Origin of the sequence: Bradyrhizobium amphicarpaeae, from assembly GCF_002266435.3 — a bacterium.
Classification (GTDB): Bacteria; Pseudomonadota; Alphaproteobacteria; order Rhizobiales; family Xanthobacteraceae; genus Bradyrhizobium; species Bradyrhizobium amphicarpaeae.
In genome coordinates this window covers 3677473-3691888 of the sequence record NZ_CP029426.2, presented here as the reverse complement: position 1 = coordinate 3691888, position 14416 = coordinate 3677473, and the positions used below count along the sequence as shown (strand labels likewise).

Genomic DNA, 14416 nt, shown 5'->3' with positions numbered 1-14416 from the left:
TTAACAAATGGTAAACGACATCTACCTAGCCGCATTGGCTGGCGCCGGGCTGGTGCAGGCCATGCACGCCCGGCGCGTGGCGCATCGGCAGGCTTGACGGCGTTTGGCTTCCGCCGGAAGCTTCAACCGATCCCAACTGACGCGAAGCACGGAGACGCTCGCCCCAGCAAGTTCGATCCTCATCAGCGAAACCAGAATGGAGCTGACCATGACCACGTTCGACAAGCGCGAGCAGGGCTTCGAGGCCAAATTCGCCCACGACGAGGAATTCATGTTCAAGGCTGCCGCCCGGTCCAACAAGCTGCTCGGGCTCTGGGCCGCAGGCCAGCTCGGGCTCGGCGGCGACGCCGCAGCCGGCTACGCTACCGCGCTGGTGACAGACCATCTGGAGAGCCGGACGATCGCCGACGTCGTGGACAAGGTATCAGGCGATCTCGCCGCCAAGGGCATCGCGCGTGAGCAGGTCGCGCTGAAGCTTCAGGAGTGCCTGCACCAGGCGCTGGCGCAGCTCGAGGGTGACAAGCAATAGGGCGGACGTCGGTGCCTCACTCGGCATGCTTGCGCGCGCCGGAGTCTCCGAGCTTGTCGACATAGGCGACGCCGATGGCCGAAACGACGAAGGTGAGGTGGATCAGCACCTGCCACATCACGCCGGTGTCGGTGTAGCCGGCGCGGTTCGAGCCGAGATTGCCGGCCTCGATGAAGGTGCGCAGCAGCGCGATCGAGGAGATGCCGATGATGGCCATGGCGAGCTTGATCTTGAGCACGCTCGCATTGACGTGACCGAGCCATTCCGGCTCGTCGGGATGCCCCTGCAGGTCGAGCCGCGAGACGAATGTCTCGTAGCCGCCGACGATCACCATCACGAGCAGATTGGAGATCATCACGACGTCGATCAGCGCGAGCACGCTCATCATGATCTGCTGCTCGGTGAGATCGATGGCGTGCCAGGAGAGGTGCCAGAGCTCCTTGAGGAACAGCACGATGTAGACGCATTGCGCCACGATCAGTCCGAGATAGAGCGGCAGTTGCAGCCAGCGCGAGCCGAAGATGATCATCGGCAGCAGGCCCAGGCGCGGCGAGGGCGAACGGGGTTCGGTGGATGGGGGTGAAGGCTCAACCGACATTCAGGCCGCATCCTCGCAATCGAAATGTTCTCGCTGAAATCTAGCCCGCCAACATGGCCGGCGAAAGACGCAAGCCCATCTCGCCTTCGTCGGCGCACGCCATTTCGTGCTAGCGTGCGGAAAGGCCGTCGCGTGACGGCCGGGATCGGGAGGCGGGGAGTGACGAGGCGCGGCTTTCGCAGATGGTCCGGCGGGATCGCGCTCGCCGGCGCGATCATGGTCGGCGCCGGCTCCGCGGAGGTCTCCGCGACACCGCTGACGCCGTTTCGTTACGAGGCGCAGGCGCAGCGTCATTGCCCGCACGACAAGGTGGTCTGGCTCGATTTCCGCAAAGGCATCTACTACCGCAAGGGACAGAAGCGATATGGCGGTGGGTTCGACGGCAGCTTCGTCTGCCTGAACGAAGCCCGCGACGGCCGTTATCGCCGCTCCCTGCTGGGCCTGCGCTGAGTGGCGCGTGACGCCGGCTATTTCGGCGCCGGCAGCCTGACCGGCACGTGCGGGGAGGTGCTGATGATCCGGGGGCTTCCGTCCGGATAGGTGCGGTCGCCGCGGATCAGGGATTCCAGGACCAGGAAGAATTTCTCGGCAAGCATTTGCGTCACCCCAGTTGGTGATGGCCTCTGGAAATGAGTCGAGGCACCGAACGCGGAAATTCAATCAACAGAATGGGAGCGGGACATCGGCGCATGCTGCGCCGCGGTGGAGCCGTGCCGGAGAGGGATGAAGCGGCGCTCAGGCGAACGCCAGTGCCACGAGGCTGGAGCAGAGCAGGACCAGACCGCCCGCGGTCAATGCCAGGAAGCCGTCAGATACCAGGTCATGGTTGCGCATGGGACACCTGCCGCTCTCGTCTTCGATGCTCGGTCGGATCGATTAAAATTGTCCGAACGCGCCGTCTTGAAAGAGGTGATGCTTGCCGTCTCGCGTGAGTGCCCTCAGGCCCTCGTGCGGTAGCCTTCAAACGCATGGGCCAAAAAGATCCCCGCGCTTACCAAACCCATCAGTGCCGAAACCGTCTCGATCATCGTTAAATTCCAAATCCCGCCCTTGCATCCGAGAGAACGCGGACGGCCTTGCACAGTCAAAAGAATTCAAGTGAAGCCGGCGACAATGGGGGTGGAGTGAGGATTTGGCGCAACAGAATGTCCAGCCGTGGCACAGGGCAGGCGCTATCGCTCCGTAGAACAACGGAAAAATGCGAACGTCCTGTTTACCATCCCGGCGGGATCGCTGTGCGCTCCCCATTTCCGCCGTGTTCGGGTTGCGTTATCGTTACTGCTTCCGACGCGGTGGTGGGCCGCCTCGGATCAAAGGACCGGACAGCGCTCCCCGTAGACAAAGCGGGTTGGGTACGCCTCCGGCAAAGTGGTATTTGGGGCGCATGGGGATCCGACGGTCAGATTCGGTTTTGCGGGCCGCGCGTGGTGTTGCGATGGTCGCGACCTGCCTTGCGCTGGCCAATTGCGCCTCCTCCAGCAAGTTCGCCGGCCGCGTCGACCCGAAATACGGCGTGTCCTCGAGCCCCCGGGTCGTGGCGTTCGGGGACCCGGTCCCGAAGGGCGGCGGCACCTACCGCGTCGGCAAGCCCTATGTCGTGGCGGGCAAGACCTACGTCCCGGAGGAGGACGTCAACTACCGCGCCGAGGGCATGGCGTCCTGGTACGGCGACGACTTCCACGGCCGCTTGACCGCCAATGGCGAGGTGTTCGACATGACCTCGCTGACCGCGGCGCATCCGACCCTGCCGATGCCGTCCTATGCGCGGGTGACCAACGTCTCGAACGGCAAGTCGCTGATCGTGCGCGTCAACGATCGCGGGCCCTATCACGGCAATCGCCTCATCGATGTCTCGAACAAGGCTGCCGAACTGCTTGAATTCAAAGGCAATGGCGTCGCCAGGGTCCGCGTCGAATATGTCGGCCGAGCGCCGCTCGAAGGCTCCGACGACCGCCAGCTCCTGGCGACCCTGCGAACCGGTGTGCCGGCGCCGTCGCCCTCGATGGTCCGGGTCGCCTCGGCCAAGCCGTTCGTGCCCGAATTATCGGGATCGAGCCGCGGTGCCATTCGCGGCGATGTGCCGATGCCGGAGGGACGACCCTATAATCTCGGCACGACCTCCGCCGACATGGCCTCGCTCAACGCGACCTCGGAAATGTCGGCCTCGAGCCGCAGCCGGGGCCGGGCGGTCCACAACGCCCGCGCCGTGTCCTACGAGGAAGACGGCCGCTATGCCGCGCAGAGCGCTCCCGCGTCGGCCGACGGCGCTGCCGAGGCCCGCAGCATCCTGAGCGGCCGCGGGCTGTATTAGGCCGCACTCTCCTTCAAGAATTTCAACAGCGCCGCATTCACCTCGTCAGGCCGTTCCTGCTGCACCCAATGGCCGGCGCCCTCGATGATCAGCTTTCGCTTCAGGTTGGGGAGCACGCGCTCGAGCTCGTTGACGCGCTTGGCGCCGATCAGGCCCGTAATGACGGCGTCCTTGGAGCCGGCGATGAACAGCGAGGGCTGACGGATCTGCGCGTCCTGCCAGGGCGCCGTCAGCTCCCAATTGCGGTCGAGGTTGCGGTACCAGTTCAGCCCGCCGCGAAAGCCGGACTTGCGGAAGCTTTCAATGAAATAGGCGAGGTCAGCCTCGCCGAGCCAGCCGGGCAGCGGCTCATCGGTGGTCGCGTGGCCGAGGAAGCCCTTGCCCTCCTGCACGAACATGGCGGCGGTGGGATCGGCGAGGCCGCGCCCTCCGAGCACGATGCGCATGGTGCGGTCGACGTCACGTTCCAGCTCGGCCTCGGCGACGCCGGGCGCCTGGAAGTACTGCCAGTAGAAATTGGTGACGCCGCCCTGGCGCAACAGGTCGAGCGGCTTGCCGCGGCCGCGGAACGGTGGCGGGACGCTCAGGCCCGCAACCGCCGTGAAGATATCGGGCCGGAACAGCGCCGCGTGCCAGGCGACCGGCGCGCCCCAATCATGGCCGACCACCATCGCCTTGGTCTCACCGAGCGCCTGCACGAGGCCGACGACGTCGCCGACCGTATCGAAGATCGAGTAAGCCGCGGCGTCCGGCGGCGCCGAGCTCTGGCCATAACCGCGCATGTCGGGGGCGACGACGTGAAACCCGGCCTCGGCGAGGGCCCCGATCTGGTGGCGCCATGAATAGGACAGCTCCGGCCAGCCATGGCACAGCACCACCAGCGGACCCTGGCCGGCTTCGCGGACGAAGAGATCGATGCCGTTGGCCTTGATCACGCGGGTGAAAGACATCGTTTTTCCGCCTTGTTTCAGGGGTTTGGTCGAGAAACATAAGATACCACGATAGGGGCGCGGCGAGAATCGTGCAATCTCACGGCAGGCGTCAGCCTGTGTTGTTCGCACCGGTTCCAACTGTTAGAACGCCGCTCTCAGGGCTTGGCCATGGCATTTCGTGTTTTTTCGTTCCGCCGTACCCGGTTCACCGCCGGAGCGATGGCACGCGGGCTCGTCGCCGCTGCCGTGGTGGCGGGGATCGGCTGGAGCGGGGCTCTCTATGCGGCCAACCAGAGCGTCCAGGGTGCCAAGAAGACCGAGGATGCCGGCTTCGACGGCGATGCTCCGACCGCGATCCTGATCGAGGCCTCTTCAGGTAGCGTGCTGTTCGAGAAGAACGCCGACGAGCTGCGTGCGCCCTCCAGCATGATGAAGCTGATGACGGCCGAGGTCGTCTTCAATGCCATCAAGAAGGGCGACGTCAAGCTCACCGACGAATACCGGATCAGCGAGAACGCCTGGCGCAGGGGCGGGGCGCCCTCGGGCGGCTCGACCATGTTCGCGGCCATCAACAGCAAGGTCTCGGTCGACGACCTCCTGCACGGCGCGATCATCCAGAGCGGCAACGACGCCTGCATAGCACTCGCCGAAGCCATGGCCGGCAACGAGAAGATCTTCGCGTCCGACTTCATGACCAAGCGTGCCCGCGAGCTCGGCATGACCAGATCGACCTTTGGCAATTCCAACGGGCTGCCCGACCCCGGCAACAAGATGACGGTGCGCGAGCTCGGCGTGCTCGCCCGGCACATCATCCTGGACTTCCCGGAGTTCTACAAACTGTTCGGCGAGAAGGAATACACCTGGAACAAGATCCGTCAGCCCAACCGCAATCCGCTGCTCAATTCGATGGAAGGCGCCGACGGCCTGAAGACCGGCTACACCAAGGAAGGCGGCTACGGCATGGTCGGCTCGGCGGTGCAGAACGGCACGCGGCTGATCGTCGTCGTCAACGGGCTGGAGGATCCCGAGGATCGCGCCACGGAAGCCAAGAAGATGCTGGAATGGGGTTTCCGCAATTTCGAGACCCGTACGCTGATCGCGGCCGAGCAGCCCGTCGGCTACGCCAAGGTGTTCGGCGGCGAGAGCCGCTCGGTCAGGCTCGTCGCCAAGACCCCGGTGAAGGTGATGGTGCACAAGAACGGCAGCGACAAGCTGATTGCGCGCGTCGTCTATAGCGGTCCGGTGCGGGCGCCGGTCGAGGCCGGCCAGCGGGTCGGCGTGGTCAGGGTCTGGCGCAGTGGCAACATCGCGGTGGAAACGCCGGTCTATGCGGCCGAAGCCATCGGCACCGGCTCGACCGTGCGACGCGCGATCGACGGCGCCAGCGAGCTCGTGATCGGCATGTTCCGCGCAGGCGCCGAGAAGCTCTGATCATGAGTGAGAGCGCGGGACAGCGGCCGTCCGGACGCGGACGCTTCATCACCTTTGAAGGCGGCGAGGGCACCGGCAAGTCGACCCAGATCAAGAAGCTTGCCGAGCGCCTCATGGCAGCAAAGCTCCGCATCCGCGTCACGCGGGAGCCGGGCGGCTCGCCGGGCGCCGAGATCATGCGTCATCTAGTGCTGTCGGGCATGGGCAGGTTGCTCGGTCCCGAGGCGGAGACGCTACTGTTTGCCGCCGCGCGCGACGATCATGTCCGCACTGTGATCCTGCCCGCGCTCAACCAGGGCACCTGGGTGCTGTGCGACCGCTTCGCCGATTCGACGCGGGCCTATCAGGGCAGCCTCGGCCAGGTGCCTGAGGCCCTGATCAACGCGATGCAGCGGGTCACGATCGGTGATCTCAAGCCGGACCTCACCATCATCCTCGATTTGCCGGTCGAGATCGGCCTGCAGCGTGCCGCTGCGCGCCGCGGCAGCGCCACGCCCGACCGGTTCGAGGGCGAGAAGCTCGGCTTTCACCAGGGCCTGCGCGAGGCCTATCGCAAGATCGCCGCGGACGATCCCGCGCGCTGCGTGCTGATCGATGCCAATTCCGTCCCTGACACGGTCGCGGGCCGTGTCTGGACGGCGCTGCGCGACCGGCTCCTTCCCACACCTGCCTCGGTGGTCTCCGCATGAGCCCGCGTCAGACCGAACGTGAGAGCGCCATTCCGCATCCGCGCGAGACATCGAAGCTGTTCGGCCATCGCGAGGCCGAGACCGCGCTGCTGGCGGCCTATCGCAGCGGGCGGATTCCGCACGCCTGGCTGATCGGCGGTCCGCAAGGCATCGGCAAGGCCACGCTGGCCTATCGCATGGCGCGCTTCGTTCTCGCCCACGGCCAGCCGCTGGCGCCCGCCGTGCAGCGCGCCGAAGACCTCGCAATCGATCCCGATGACGCGGTGGCGCGGCAGGTGGCGGCCGGCTCGCATGGCGGCCTGCTGACGCTGGAGCGCACCGCCAACGATCGTGGCGTGATGCGCACCGTGATCACCGTGGACGAGACGCGCGAGACCATCGGCTTCTTCGGCTCGACTGCCGCGGCCGAAGGCTGGCGCGTCTGCATCGTCGACACCGTCGACGAGCTCAATCCGAACGCGGCCAACGCGCTGCTGAAAATCCTCGAAGAACCGCCGCAGCAATCGCTGTTTCTCCTGGTGAGCCACGCGCCCGCACGCGTGCTCGCTACGATCCAGTCGCGCTGTCGCAAGCTGCGCCTGCGATCGCTCGCCACCGATGACGTGATCGGGGCGGCGGCCTCGGCGGCCGAGCTCGATCCGAACGATCCTGCGCTGCGCGAGGCCGCGGAGGCCTCCGAGGGCAGCGTTGCACGGGCGCTGACGCTGCTCGGCGGCGATGCGCTCAAGCTGCAGCAGCGCGCGGCGGCGATGCTGGCGCGACTGCCGCAGGTCGATCCGCGCGAACTGCACACGCTCGGAGATTCGCTTCCCACCAACGACCGCGTCGCGCTCGGCGCCTTCATCGACAGCATCGACCGCTGGATCGCGGAGCGCCTGCATGCGGACGATGCCAATGCCAACCAGAACCTGCCGCGCCTTGCGCGCCTAGCCGAGGTATGGGAAAAGATCGTCCGCGCCGCGCGCGACACCGAAACCTACAATCTGGAGCGCAAGCCCTTGGTTTTCTCGGTGTTCGGCTGGCTGGCGGACGCAACGCGCTAGGCGCAGATTCGATTCAAAAAAATTCGAGAAGCCGTAAAGGAATTCGTCGTGGCAACGCGAGCTAAGAAAACCGCCAAGGGCAAGAAGAAGGCTGCGAAGAAAGCCGTCAGGAAGGCCGCGAAGAAGGCTGTGAAAGCGCTTGCGCGCAAAGCTGCCAAGACTGGCAATGCCAACACTGCCAATGCCAAGACGGGCAAGAAGGCCGCAAAGGCGAAGAAGGCGGCCGCCAAGAAGGGCGTGAAGAAGAGCGCCGCGAAGACCGCAAAGAAGGCCAGCAAGCAGGCCGCCAGGAAGCCGGCCGTCGCCAAGAAGCCCGCCAAGGCGCCGGCGAAGAAAGTGGTCAAGACCGCAAAGCCTGCTACGGCCGCCGTGATCGCCACGCCGGCTCCCGTCGCCGCGCCGCCGAAGGCCGTGAAGCCGAAGGCGCCGCGCGCGGCGAAGCCCGCCACGGCGTCGCAATCCGCAGCGCCCGCAGCTGCACCGAGGGCTACAGCCCCCGTTGCCGCCCCCGCGCGCGACAACGTCTTCTACATCACGACCGCCATCGCCTATCCCAACGGTGTCCCGCATATCGGCCACGCCTATGAGGCGATCGCGACCGACGTGCTGGCGCGTTTTGCGCGGCTCGACGGCAAGGACGTGTTCTTCCTGACCGGCACCGACGAGCACGGTCAGAAGATGGTGCAGACCGCGGCCGGCGAGGGCATGTCTGCAGCCGACCTCGCAACCCGCAATGCCGGCCGCTTCAAGGAGATGGACCAGCGTCTGAACGTGTCGTTCGACCGTTTCATCCGCACCACCGAGGAGCAGCATCATCGCTCCAGCCAGGAGATCTGGCGGCGCATGGAAGCGAACGGCGATATCTATGCCGACGTCTATGCCGGCTGGTATTCGGTGCGCGACGAGGCCTATTACGCCGAGGACGAGACGCGCTTGAACGATGACGGCGTCCGGCTCGGCCCGCAGGGCACGCCGGTCGAATGGGTCGAGGAGAAGAGCTACTTCTTCCGCCTGTCGGCCTACCAGGACAGGCTGTTGCAGCTTTACACGGATCACCCCGACTTCATCGGTCCGGATTCCCGCAAGAACGAGGTGGTGAGCTTCGTCAAAGGCGGCCTGCGCGATCTCTCGATCTCGCGCACCACGTTCGACTGGGGCGTCAAGGTTCCCGGCGACGAAGAGCACGTGATGTATGTCTGGGTCGACGCGCTGACCAACTACATCACCGGCGTCGGATTCCCCGACGAGAGCGACGAGAACTGGCGCTACTGGCCGGCCGACGTGCACATCATCGGCAAGGACATCATCCGTTTCCACGCGGTGTACTGGCCGGCATTCCTGCTGTCGGCCGGGATTCCGCTGCCGAAGCGGGTTTATGCCCACGGCTTCCTGTTCAGCCGCGGCGAGAAGATGTCGAAGTCGGTCGGCAATGTCGTCGATCCCTTCAACCTGGCCGACCAGTACGGCGTCGACCAGGTGCGCTATTTCTTCCTGCGTGAGGTGCCGTTCGGACAGGACGGCAATTACAACCACGAGGCCATCGTCGCGCGCATCAACGCCGACCTCGCCAACGATCTCGGCAACCTCGCGCAGCGTTCGCTGTCGATGATCGCAAAACAGCTCGGCGGTGTGTTGCCCGAGCCCGGCGAGTTCAGCGACAACGACAAGGCGATTCTTGCGATGGCCGACGGCATGGTCGTCGCGTCACGCGATGCCATGGCGACGCAGCAGATCCATCACTGGCTCAACGCCGTCTGGGCCGTGGTCGCGGAGGCCAACCGCTATTTCGCGGGTGAGGCACCGTGGGCGCTCGCCAAGACCGATCCGGCCAGGCAGAAGACGGTGCTCTACGTCACTGCCGAGGTCGTGCGCCAGATCGCGATCCTGACGCAGCCCGCGATGCCGACCGCTTCAGGGGTGCTGCTCGACAGCCTCGGCATCCCCGAAGGCGAGCGCAATTTCGCCATGCTCGGCGGCGCCAAGCGGATCGCGCCGGGCTCGACGCTGCCGGCGCCGACGCCGGCGTTCCCGCGCTACATCGAGCCCGCGGCTTAAACACGACTCGGCGGCCGGGGCCCGGATCCCGGCCGTGCGCTTGCCTCGGAGACTTGCGCGGGATTCCGGGACCTGTGCAGCCCCTTGCTGACAGGTATTCAGATGTGCGGCTAACCGCGCGACCGACGCCGCGCACGCGATTTGATCCGCGTCATTGATCCAGATCAATGCAACTTGAGCGCCGGACTCTGCTCTTCGCACCTGGGCAGGATAGGTGAGAATTGAGTCCAGCGGATATCAAGGACGACGGCAAGTCGCCAAAAAAGCTTGGGAGGTCGCTTAGACCCGGATTTCGGCAGCGACTGCGTAACCTGAGATTGGGGCAGGGACCTGCTCATCGAGACCGCACAGCGGCCGATTTGCGCGCAAGCGAAGCGAGGTTCAGAGGGGTCCTGGCGGCCAGTCCGGACGCCGTTATCATGATCAGCGCCGCTGGCGTGATCGAATTCGCCAGCGACCGTGTCACCGACATTTTCGGATACGCGCCCGACGAGCTTGTCGGCAGTTCGATCGAGGTGCTGATCCCCGAACGATTTCGCGCCGAACACTCCAATCAGATCAAGGCCTATTTCCGGAAGCCGACCTCCCGAATGATGGGTGGCGGATTGCTGCTGTCCGGGCGTCGTAAGAATACGACGGAATTCCCGGCAGAGATCAGCATCAGTCCGATCATTGTGGCGGACCAATATGCCGCGATCGCTGCAGTGAGGGACGTTTCCAGCCGCAGAGCCCTCGAAACGCTCCAGCAAGGAGCAGCGGAAGCCTTGCGCGAGAGCGAGGAGCGTCTGAGATACTTCATCAAATACTCGCCCGCCGCGATCGCGATGCTCGATAATGAGCTGCGTTACATCGTCTACAGCGACCGCTGGCTGGTCGACTACGGTCTTCTTGGGCGCGATCTGCGCGGGCTGTCACATTATGAAGTCTTTCCCGAAATTCCGGAACGCTGGCGCGCAATTCACCGTCGCGCCCTTGCGGGCGAGACACTGCATGCCGACGAGGATTCGTTCACGAGACCCGACGGACGGCTGCAATGGCTGCGCTGGGAGGTGCGCCCCTGGTTCGATGCGCTCGGCAACATCGGCGGGGTCGCCTTCCTGACGGAAGACATCACGGACCGCAAGCGGATCGAAGCGCAACTCGCACAGGCGCAGAAGATGGAAGCGATCGGCCAGCTGACTGGCGGCATCGCCCATGACTTCAACAATCTGCTGACTGTCGTCCTCGGCAACGCCGAGGTCCTCAAGGAGGAGATCAAGAACGACGAACTTCGCAAGCTGGTCGAGCCGATCATCGCCGCCGCCGAGCGCGGCGCGAGCCTGACGCAACTGATGCTCGCCTATGCGCGCCGCCAGGCGCTCGAGCCCAGCACGTTCGATCTGAATGAGGTCGTGACGCACATGTACGCGCTGCTGCGGCGTACCATCGGCGAAAACGTCGAAGTCGAACTTCGACTTGCGAAGCCGTTGTGGAGCGTGACCGCCGATATCCGCCAAACCGAGACTGCCATTCTCAATATCGTCCTCAATGCGCGCGATGCGATGCCGCAGGGTGGCAAGCTGACGATCGAGACGGCCAATGTCGATCTCTCGGACGATTATGCCGCGCACAATTTGGAGGTCAATCCAGGCCAGTACGTCATGATGGCCTTGTCCGACACGGGCAGCGGCATCGCCCCGGAAATGCGTGATCGCATCTTCGAGCCGTTCTTTACGACCAAGCCGGTCGGCAAGGGGACGGGACTCGGACTCAGCATGGTATATGGCTTCGTCAAGCAGACGGGAGGACACATCCAGGTCTACAGCGAAGTCGGGCACGGCACGTGCATCAAGATCTATTTGCCGCGCGCCCAAGCCGGCACGACGACCGGTGTCCCATCTTCACAGGCCCCGGAACCCGCCGCTACCGGCGCTGAATCCATCCTTGTGGTCGAGGACGACCCTCATGTGCGGATGTTTGCCGTCCAGCAATTGCGCCGCCTTGGTTATCGGGTGACGGAGGCTGGCGACGGACCGTCAGCGCTCCTGGAAGTTTCGCGTTCCGGTGCGCCCGATCTGTTGTTCACGGACGTCGTGATGCCTGGCGGCATGACCGGACGTGAACTCGCGGAGCGGATCAGACAGAGCGTCCCGGGCATTCGGGTCCTGTTCACCTCGGGCTATACCGAGAACTCGATCGTCCATCATGGTCGGCTCGATGCCGGGGTGCATCTGCTGCAAAAACCCTACAGGAGCGACAAGCTGGCGCAGAAGGTGCGCGAGGTCCTGGACCTCTGATCCTGTGACCGACCGTGCGCAGCGCCGCTCGGAGCCGACATGTGCAGGAACCGGTCGGGGCGCGAGGTCGCCGGTGCGGTTGACGTTGCCTCACCCTGCCTCTACCTGTGTGAGAAGAGGGCCCCGTCGACTGGCAGCCAGCACCGTCGAGGGTCGCGATCCGCGAATGGCAGACCTCGAGGTTTTTGGAAGGCGACGCCAGAGAATGCTTGTCGACAGCCACTGCCATCTGGATTTTCCGGATTTTGCGGAAGATCTCGACGGGCTCGTGTCGCGGGCACGAGCGGCCGGCATCGGCCGCATGGTGACGATCTCGACGCGGGTGCGGCGACTGCAGGGCTTGCTCGCGATCGCCGAACGCTATGATGACGTCTATTGCTCGGTCGGCACCCATCCGCACCACGCGGATGAGGAAGACGGCATCATGCCGGACGAGCTGATCGCACTCACGCAGCATTCCAAAGTCGTCGCGCTCGGCGAGGCCGGGCTCGACTATTTCTACGACAACGGCTCGCCGGAGGCGCAGGCGAGAGGCTTTCGCGCCCACATCGCCGCCGCCCGCAGCACCGGCCTGCCGCTGGTGATCCACACCCGCGAAGCCGACGAGGACTGCGCGCGCATCCTGGAAGACGAGACGGCCAAGGGATCGTTTCGCGCCGTGCTGCATTGCTATACGGGCGGACGCGAATTGGCGCTGAAGGCGGTGTCGCTCGGCCTCTACATCGGCTTCACGGGTATCCTGACCTTCAAGAAATCGGAGACCTTGCGGGCGCTGGCGGCCGAACTGCCGTCCGATCGCATCCTGGTCGAAACCGACTCGCCGTATCTTGCGCCGGGCAAGTTCCGCGGCAAACGCAACGAACCGGCCTATGTAGTCGAGGTCGCCAAAGTGCTGGCCGAGACGCGCGGCGTGTCGCTCGACGATATCTCGCGCCAGACCAGCGAAAACTTCTTCCGCCTGTTTTCCAAGGTGAAGGCATAGGACTGGGAGCCGCATGACGCTGACGCTAACGATCCTGGGCTGCGGGTCTTCCGCCGGCGTGCCGCGCCCGGCACTGGGCTGGGGCGCCTGCGATCCCGGCAATCCCAAGAACCGCCGTCGCCGCTGCTCGCTGCTGGTCGAACGGACCTCCGAGCACGGCACCACGCGCATCTTGATCGACACCTCGCCGGACCTGCGCGAGCAATTGCTCGCGACCAACGTCGATCACATCGACGCGGTGTTTCTGACCCATGAGCACGCCGACCAGACCCACGGCATGGACGATCTGCGTTCGGTCGTGATGCACATGCGCCGTCGGATCCCGACCTATTTCAACCAGTCGACGGCCAAGGACATCCTGTCGCGGTTCTCCTATTGCTTCATCTCGCCGGAGGGCAGCGACTATCCGCCGATCCTGACCCGGCATTCGATCGAGGCGGGCGAAAGCCAGACCGTTCTGGGGAAAGGCGGCGCCGTCACGATGACGGCCTTCCTGGTACAGCACGGCAACATTCCCGCGCTCGGCTACCGCATCGGGGACGCCGCCTACTCGCCCGACCTCAACGACATCCCGCACGAGAGCTGGGGTGCGCTGGAAAACCTCGATCTCTGGATCGTCGACGGCCTGCGCTACACCAACCATGTCAGCCATTTCAGCATCAACGACGCGCTGTCCTGGATCGAGCGGTTCAAGCCGAAGCGTGCGGTCATCACCAACATGACGGCCGACGTCGATTACGAGGTCATCCGGCAATCGCTGCCCGCAGGCGTCGTGCCCGCTTTTGACGGGCTGCGGCTGGAGACGCACTGAACCTGCGGTAGAAATTCCGCCGCCGGCAGGCATAGTCCTTGCTTGCATCGGCTGCATCATGTTGATCTAACGTCTGAAAGACAGGCGTTGGGCAAGGGCGATATTGAGGCTGGAACGGCAGCGCGCGATATGCGGTCGCCGGGTCGGCTGAATGCCTCGGTTGAGGATGGGGATTGCGTGGCAGGGGACGACGTAACGACGGGGGGGCCGGTGCGGCGCGCGCTGGATCTGCTTTATCTCGGGGCAGGCTACGCCGCCGGCGTCTTCATGGTTGCGATCTTTGTAATCATGATGGCGATGTCGGTCGGGCGCCAGTTTGCGATCAACATTCCCGCCGGCGATGATTTCGCGTCCTGGTGCATGGCCGCGATGGCTTTCCTCGGCCTCGCACACACCTTCAAGCGCGGAGAGATGATCCGCGTCGGCCTGCTGCTGGAGCGTCTGCACGGGCGAACCAAGCAGATCGCGGAGATCATGGCGCTCGGTATCGCCACCGCCTTCATCCTCTATTTCACCCGCTACGCGGTGCAGATGACCTACGATTCCTGGCGCTTCAACGATGTGGCGCAGGGCGTCGTCCCGCTTCCGCTCTGGATCCCGCAGCTCGGCTTCGCCGGTGGTCTTGCGATCCTGTCGATCGCCCTCATCGATGAAATGGTCGGGGTCGTCGGCGGCAAGCGGCCGACCTACGAAAAGGGCTCGCCGGACGAGACCCCGGAAGAGTTCGTCGAGCGCATTTCGCAGGGCGGCGGAGGTTGA

General features: G+C 64.8%; 14 protein-coding genes. 11 read left to right on the top strand and 3 right to left on the bottom strand.

The features are described 5' to 3' along the window. The first annotated feature begins 208 nt into the window (after window positions 1-208). The gene (locus tag CIT40_RS17100; RefSeq protein ID WP_167443357.1) at window positions 209-529 is read left to right on the top strand and encodes a DUF1476 domain-containing protein; all 321 of its coding nucleotides are present in this window, start codon (window positions 209-211) and stop codon (window positions 527-529) included. A gap of 16 nt (window positions 530-545) precedes the next feature. Here CIT40_RS17100 and CIT40_RS17095 read toward each other — a convergent pair whose 3' ends face one another. Next, window positions 546-1127, bottom strand: coding sequence for a TIGR00645 family protein (locus CIT40_RS17095; protein WP_094890283.1), 582 nt, complete (start codon window positions 1125-1127; stop codon window positions 546-548). Between the two features lie 216 nt (window positions 1128-1343). Here CIT40_RS17095 and CIT40_RS17090 point away from each other — a divergent pair, with 216 nt between their 5' ends. After that, window positions 1344-1577, top strand: a complete 234-nt coding sequence (locus CIT40_RS17090; protein WP_414645427.1) for a hypothetical protein — start codon at window positions 1344-1346, stop codon at window positions 1575-1577. Between the two features lie 17 nt (window positions 1578-1594). Here the strand turns inward: CIT40_RS17090 and CIT40_RS17085 are convergent, their stop codons facing one another. Then, complete coding sequence (locus CIT40_RS17085; RefSeq protein ID WP_283810111.1) at window positions 1595-1723, bottom strand: hypothetical protein; 129 nt, start codon at window positions 1721-1723, stop codon at window positions 1595-1597. Between the two features lie 788 nt (window positions 1724-2511). On the opposite strand from CIT40_RS17085, the gene CIT40_RS17080 reads away from it, so the two are divergent. Then, window positions 2512-3438 (top strand): septal ring lytic transglycosylase RlpA family protein, encoded by a 927-nt coding sequence (locus CIT40_RS17080; protein ID WP_094890281.1) that lies wholly within the window; start codon window positions 2512-2514, stop codon window positions 3436-3438. On the opposite strand, the gene CIT40_RS17075 is transcribed toward CIT40_RS17080, so the two are convergent. Beyond that, window positions 3435-4388 carry an alpha/beta fold hydrolase gene (locus CIT40_RS17075; protein WP_094890280.1) on the bottom strand — a complete coding sequence of 318 codons (954 nt, stop codon included), beginning with the start codon at window positions 4386-4388 and terminating at the stop codon, window positions 3435-3437. The genes CIT40_RS17080 and CIT40_RS17075 overlap by 4 nt on opposite strands. Window positions 4389-4538: 150 nt before the next feature. Here CIT40_RS17075 and CIT40_RS17070 point away from each other — a divergent pair, with 150 nt between their 5' ends. From CIT40_RS17070 to CIT40_RS17035, 8 genes are all read left to right on the top strand, one after another. Next, on the top strand, window positions 4539-5801 hold the full coding sequence (locus CIT40_RS17070; protein ID WP_162307533.1) for a D-alanyl-D-alanine carboxypeptidase family protein: 1263 nt from the start codon (window positions 4539-4541) through the stop codon (window positions 5799-5801). A 2-nt stretch (window positions 5802-5803) separates the two neighbouring features. Next, entirely contained in the window at window positions 5804-6490 is a 687-nt protein-coding gene (gene tmk, locus CIT40_RS17065) for a dTMP kinase (protein ID WP_094890278.1), read from the top strand. Then, window positions 6487-7533 carry a DNA polymerase III subunit delta' gene (locus tag CIT40_RS17060; RefSeq protein WP_094890277.1) on the top strand — a complete coding sequence of 349 codons (1047 nt, stop codon included), beginning with the start codon at window positions 6487-6489 and terminating at the stop codon, window positions 7531-7533. Before tmk ends, CIT40_RS17060 begins: the two co-directional genes overlap by 4 nt. Before the next feature lie 48 nt (window positions 7534-7581). After that, the gene (gene metG / locus CIT40_RS17055) at window positions 7582-9588 is read left to right on the top strand and encodes a methionine--tRNA ligase (RefSeq protein WP_094890276.1); all 2007 of its coding nucleotides are present in this window, start codon (window positions 7582-7584) and stop codon (window positions 9586-9588) included. A 221-nt stretch (window positions 9589-9809) separates the two neighbouring features. Continuing rightward, on the top strand, window positions 9810-11864 hold the full coding sequence (locus tag CIT40_RS17050; RefSeq protein WP_094890275.1) for a hybrid sensor histidine kinase/response regulator: 2055 nt from the start codon (window positions 9810-9812) through the stop codon (window positions 11862-11864). 205 nt (window positions 11865-12069) lie between these two features. Continuing rightward, entirely contained in the window at window positions 12070-12846 is a 777-nt protein-coding gene (locus tag CIT40_RS17045; RefSeq protein ID WP_094890274.1) for a TatD family hydrolase, read from the top strand. Between the two features lie 13 nt (window positions 12847-12859). Next, window positions 12860-13657 (top strand): MBL fold metallo-hydrolase, encoded by a 798-nt coding sequence (locus CIT40_RS17040; RefSeq protein WP_094890273.1) that lies wholly within the window; start codon window positions 12860-12862, stop codon window positions 13655-13657. Window positions 13658-13786: 129 nt separating this feature from the next. Then, a complete protein-coding gene (locus CIT40_RS17035) occupies window positions 13787-14416 on the top strand; it encodes a TRAP transporter small permease (protein WP_094890272.1) in 630 nt (209 codons plus the stop codon).

What these genes read in the sequence shown, in the direction of transcription:
- CIT40_RS17075 (WP_094890280.1), bottom strand. Translation starts at nt 4,388, where the DNA reads ATGTCTTTCACCCGCGTGATCAAGGCCAACGGCATCGATCTCTTCGTC.
- CIT40_RS17035 (WP_094890272.1), top strand. Translation starts at nt 13,787, where the DNA reads ATGCGGTCGCCGGGTCGGCTGAATGCCTCGGTTGAGGATGGGGATTGC.
- CIT40_RS17095 (WP_094890283.1), bottom strand. Translation starts at nt 1,127, where the DNA reads ATGTCGGTTGAGCCTTCACCCCCATCCACCGAACCCCGTTCGCCCTCG.
- CIT40_RS17040 (WP_094890273.1), top strand. Translation starts at nt 12,860, where the DNA reads ATGACGCTGACGCTAACGATCCTGGGCTGCGGGTCTTCCGCCGGCGTG.
- CIT40_RS17045 (WP_094890274.1), top strand. Translation starts at nt 12,070, where the DNA reads ATGCTTGTCGACAGCCACTGCCATCTGGATTTTCCGGATTTTGCGGAA.
- CIT40_RS17090 (WP_414645427.1), top strand. Translation starts at nt 1,344, where the DNA reads ATGGTCGGCGCCGGCTCCGCGGAGGTCTCCGCGACACCGCTGACGCCG.
- CIT40_RS17100 (WP_167443357.1), top strand. Translation starts at nt 209, where the DNA reads ATGACCACGTTCGACAAGCGCGAGCAGGGCTTCGAGGCCAAATTCGCC.
- CIT40_RS17080 (WP_094890281.1), top strand. Translation starts at nt 2,512, where the DNA reads ATGGGGATCCGACGGTCAGATTCGGTTTTGCGGGCCGCGCGTGGTGTT.
- CIT40_RS17085 (WP_283810111.1), bottom strand. Translation starts at nt 1,723, where the DNA reads ATGCTTGCCGAGAAATTCTTCCTGGTCCTGGAATCCCTGATCCGCGGC.
- CIT40_RS17070 (WP_162307533.1), top strand. Translation starts at nt 4,539, where the DNA reads ATGGCATTTCGTGTTTTTTCGTTCCGCCGTACCCGGTTCACCGCCGGA.
- tmk (WP_094890278.1), top strand. Translation starts at nt 5,804, where the DNA reads ATGAGTGAGAGCGCGGGACAGCGGCCGTCCGGACGCGGACGCTTCATC.
- CIT40_RS17060 (WP_094890277.1), top strand. Translation starts at nt 6,487, where the DNA reads ATGAGCCCGCGTCAGACCGAACGTGAGAGCGCCATTCCGCATCCGCGC.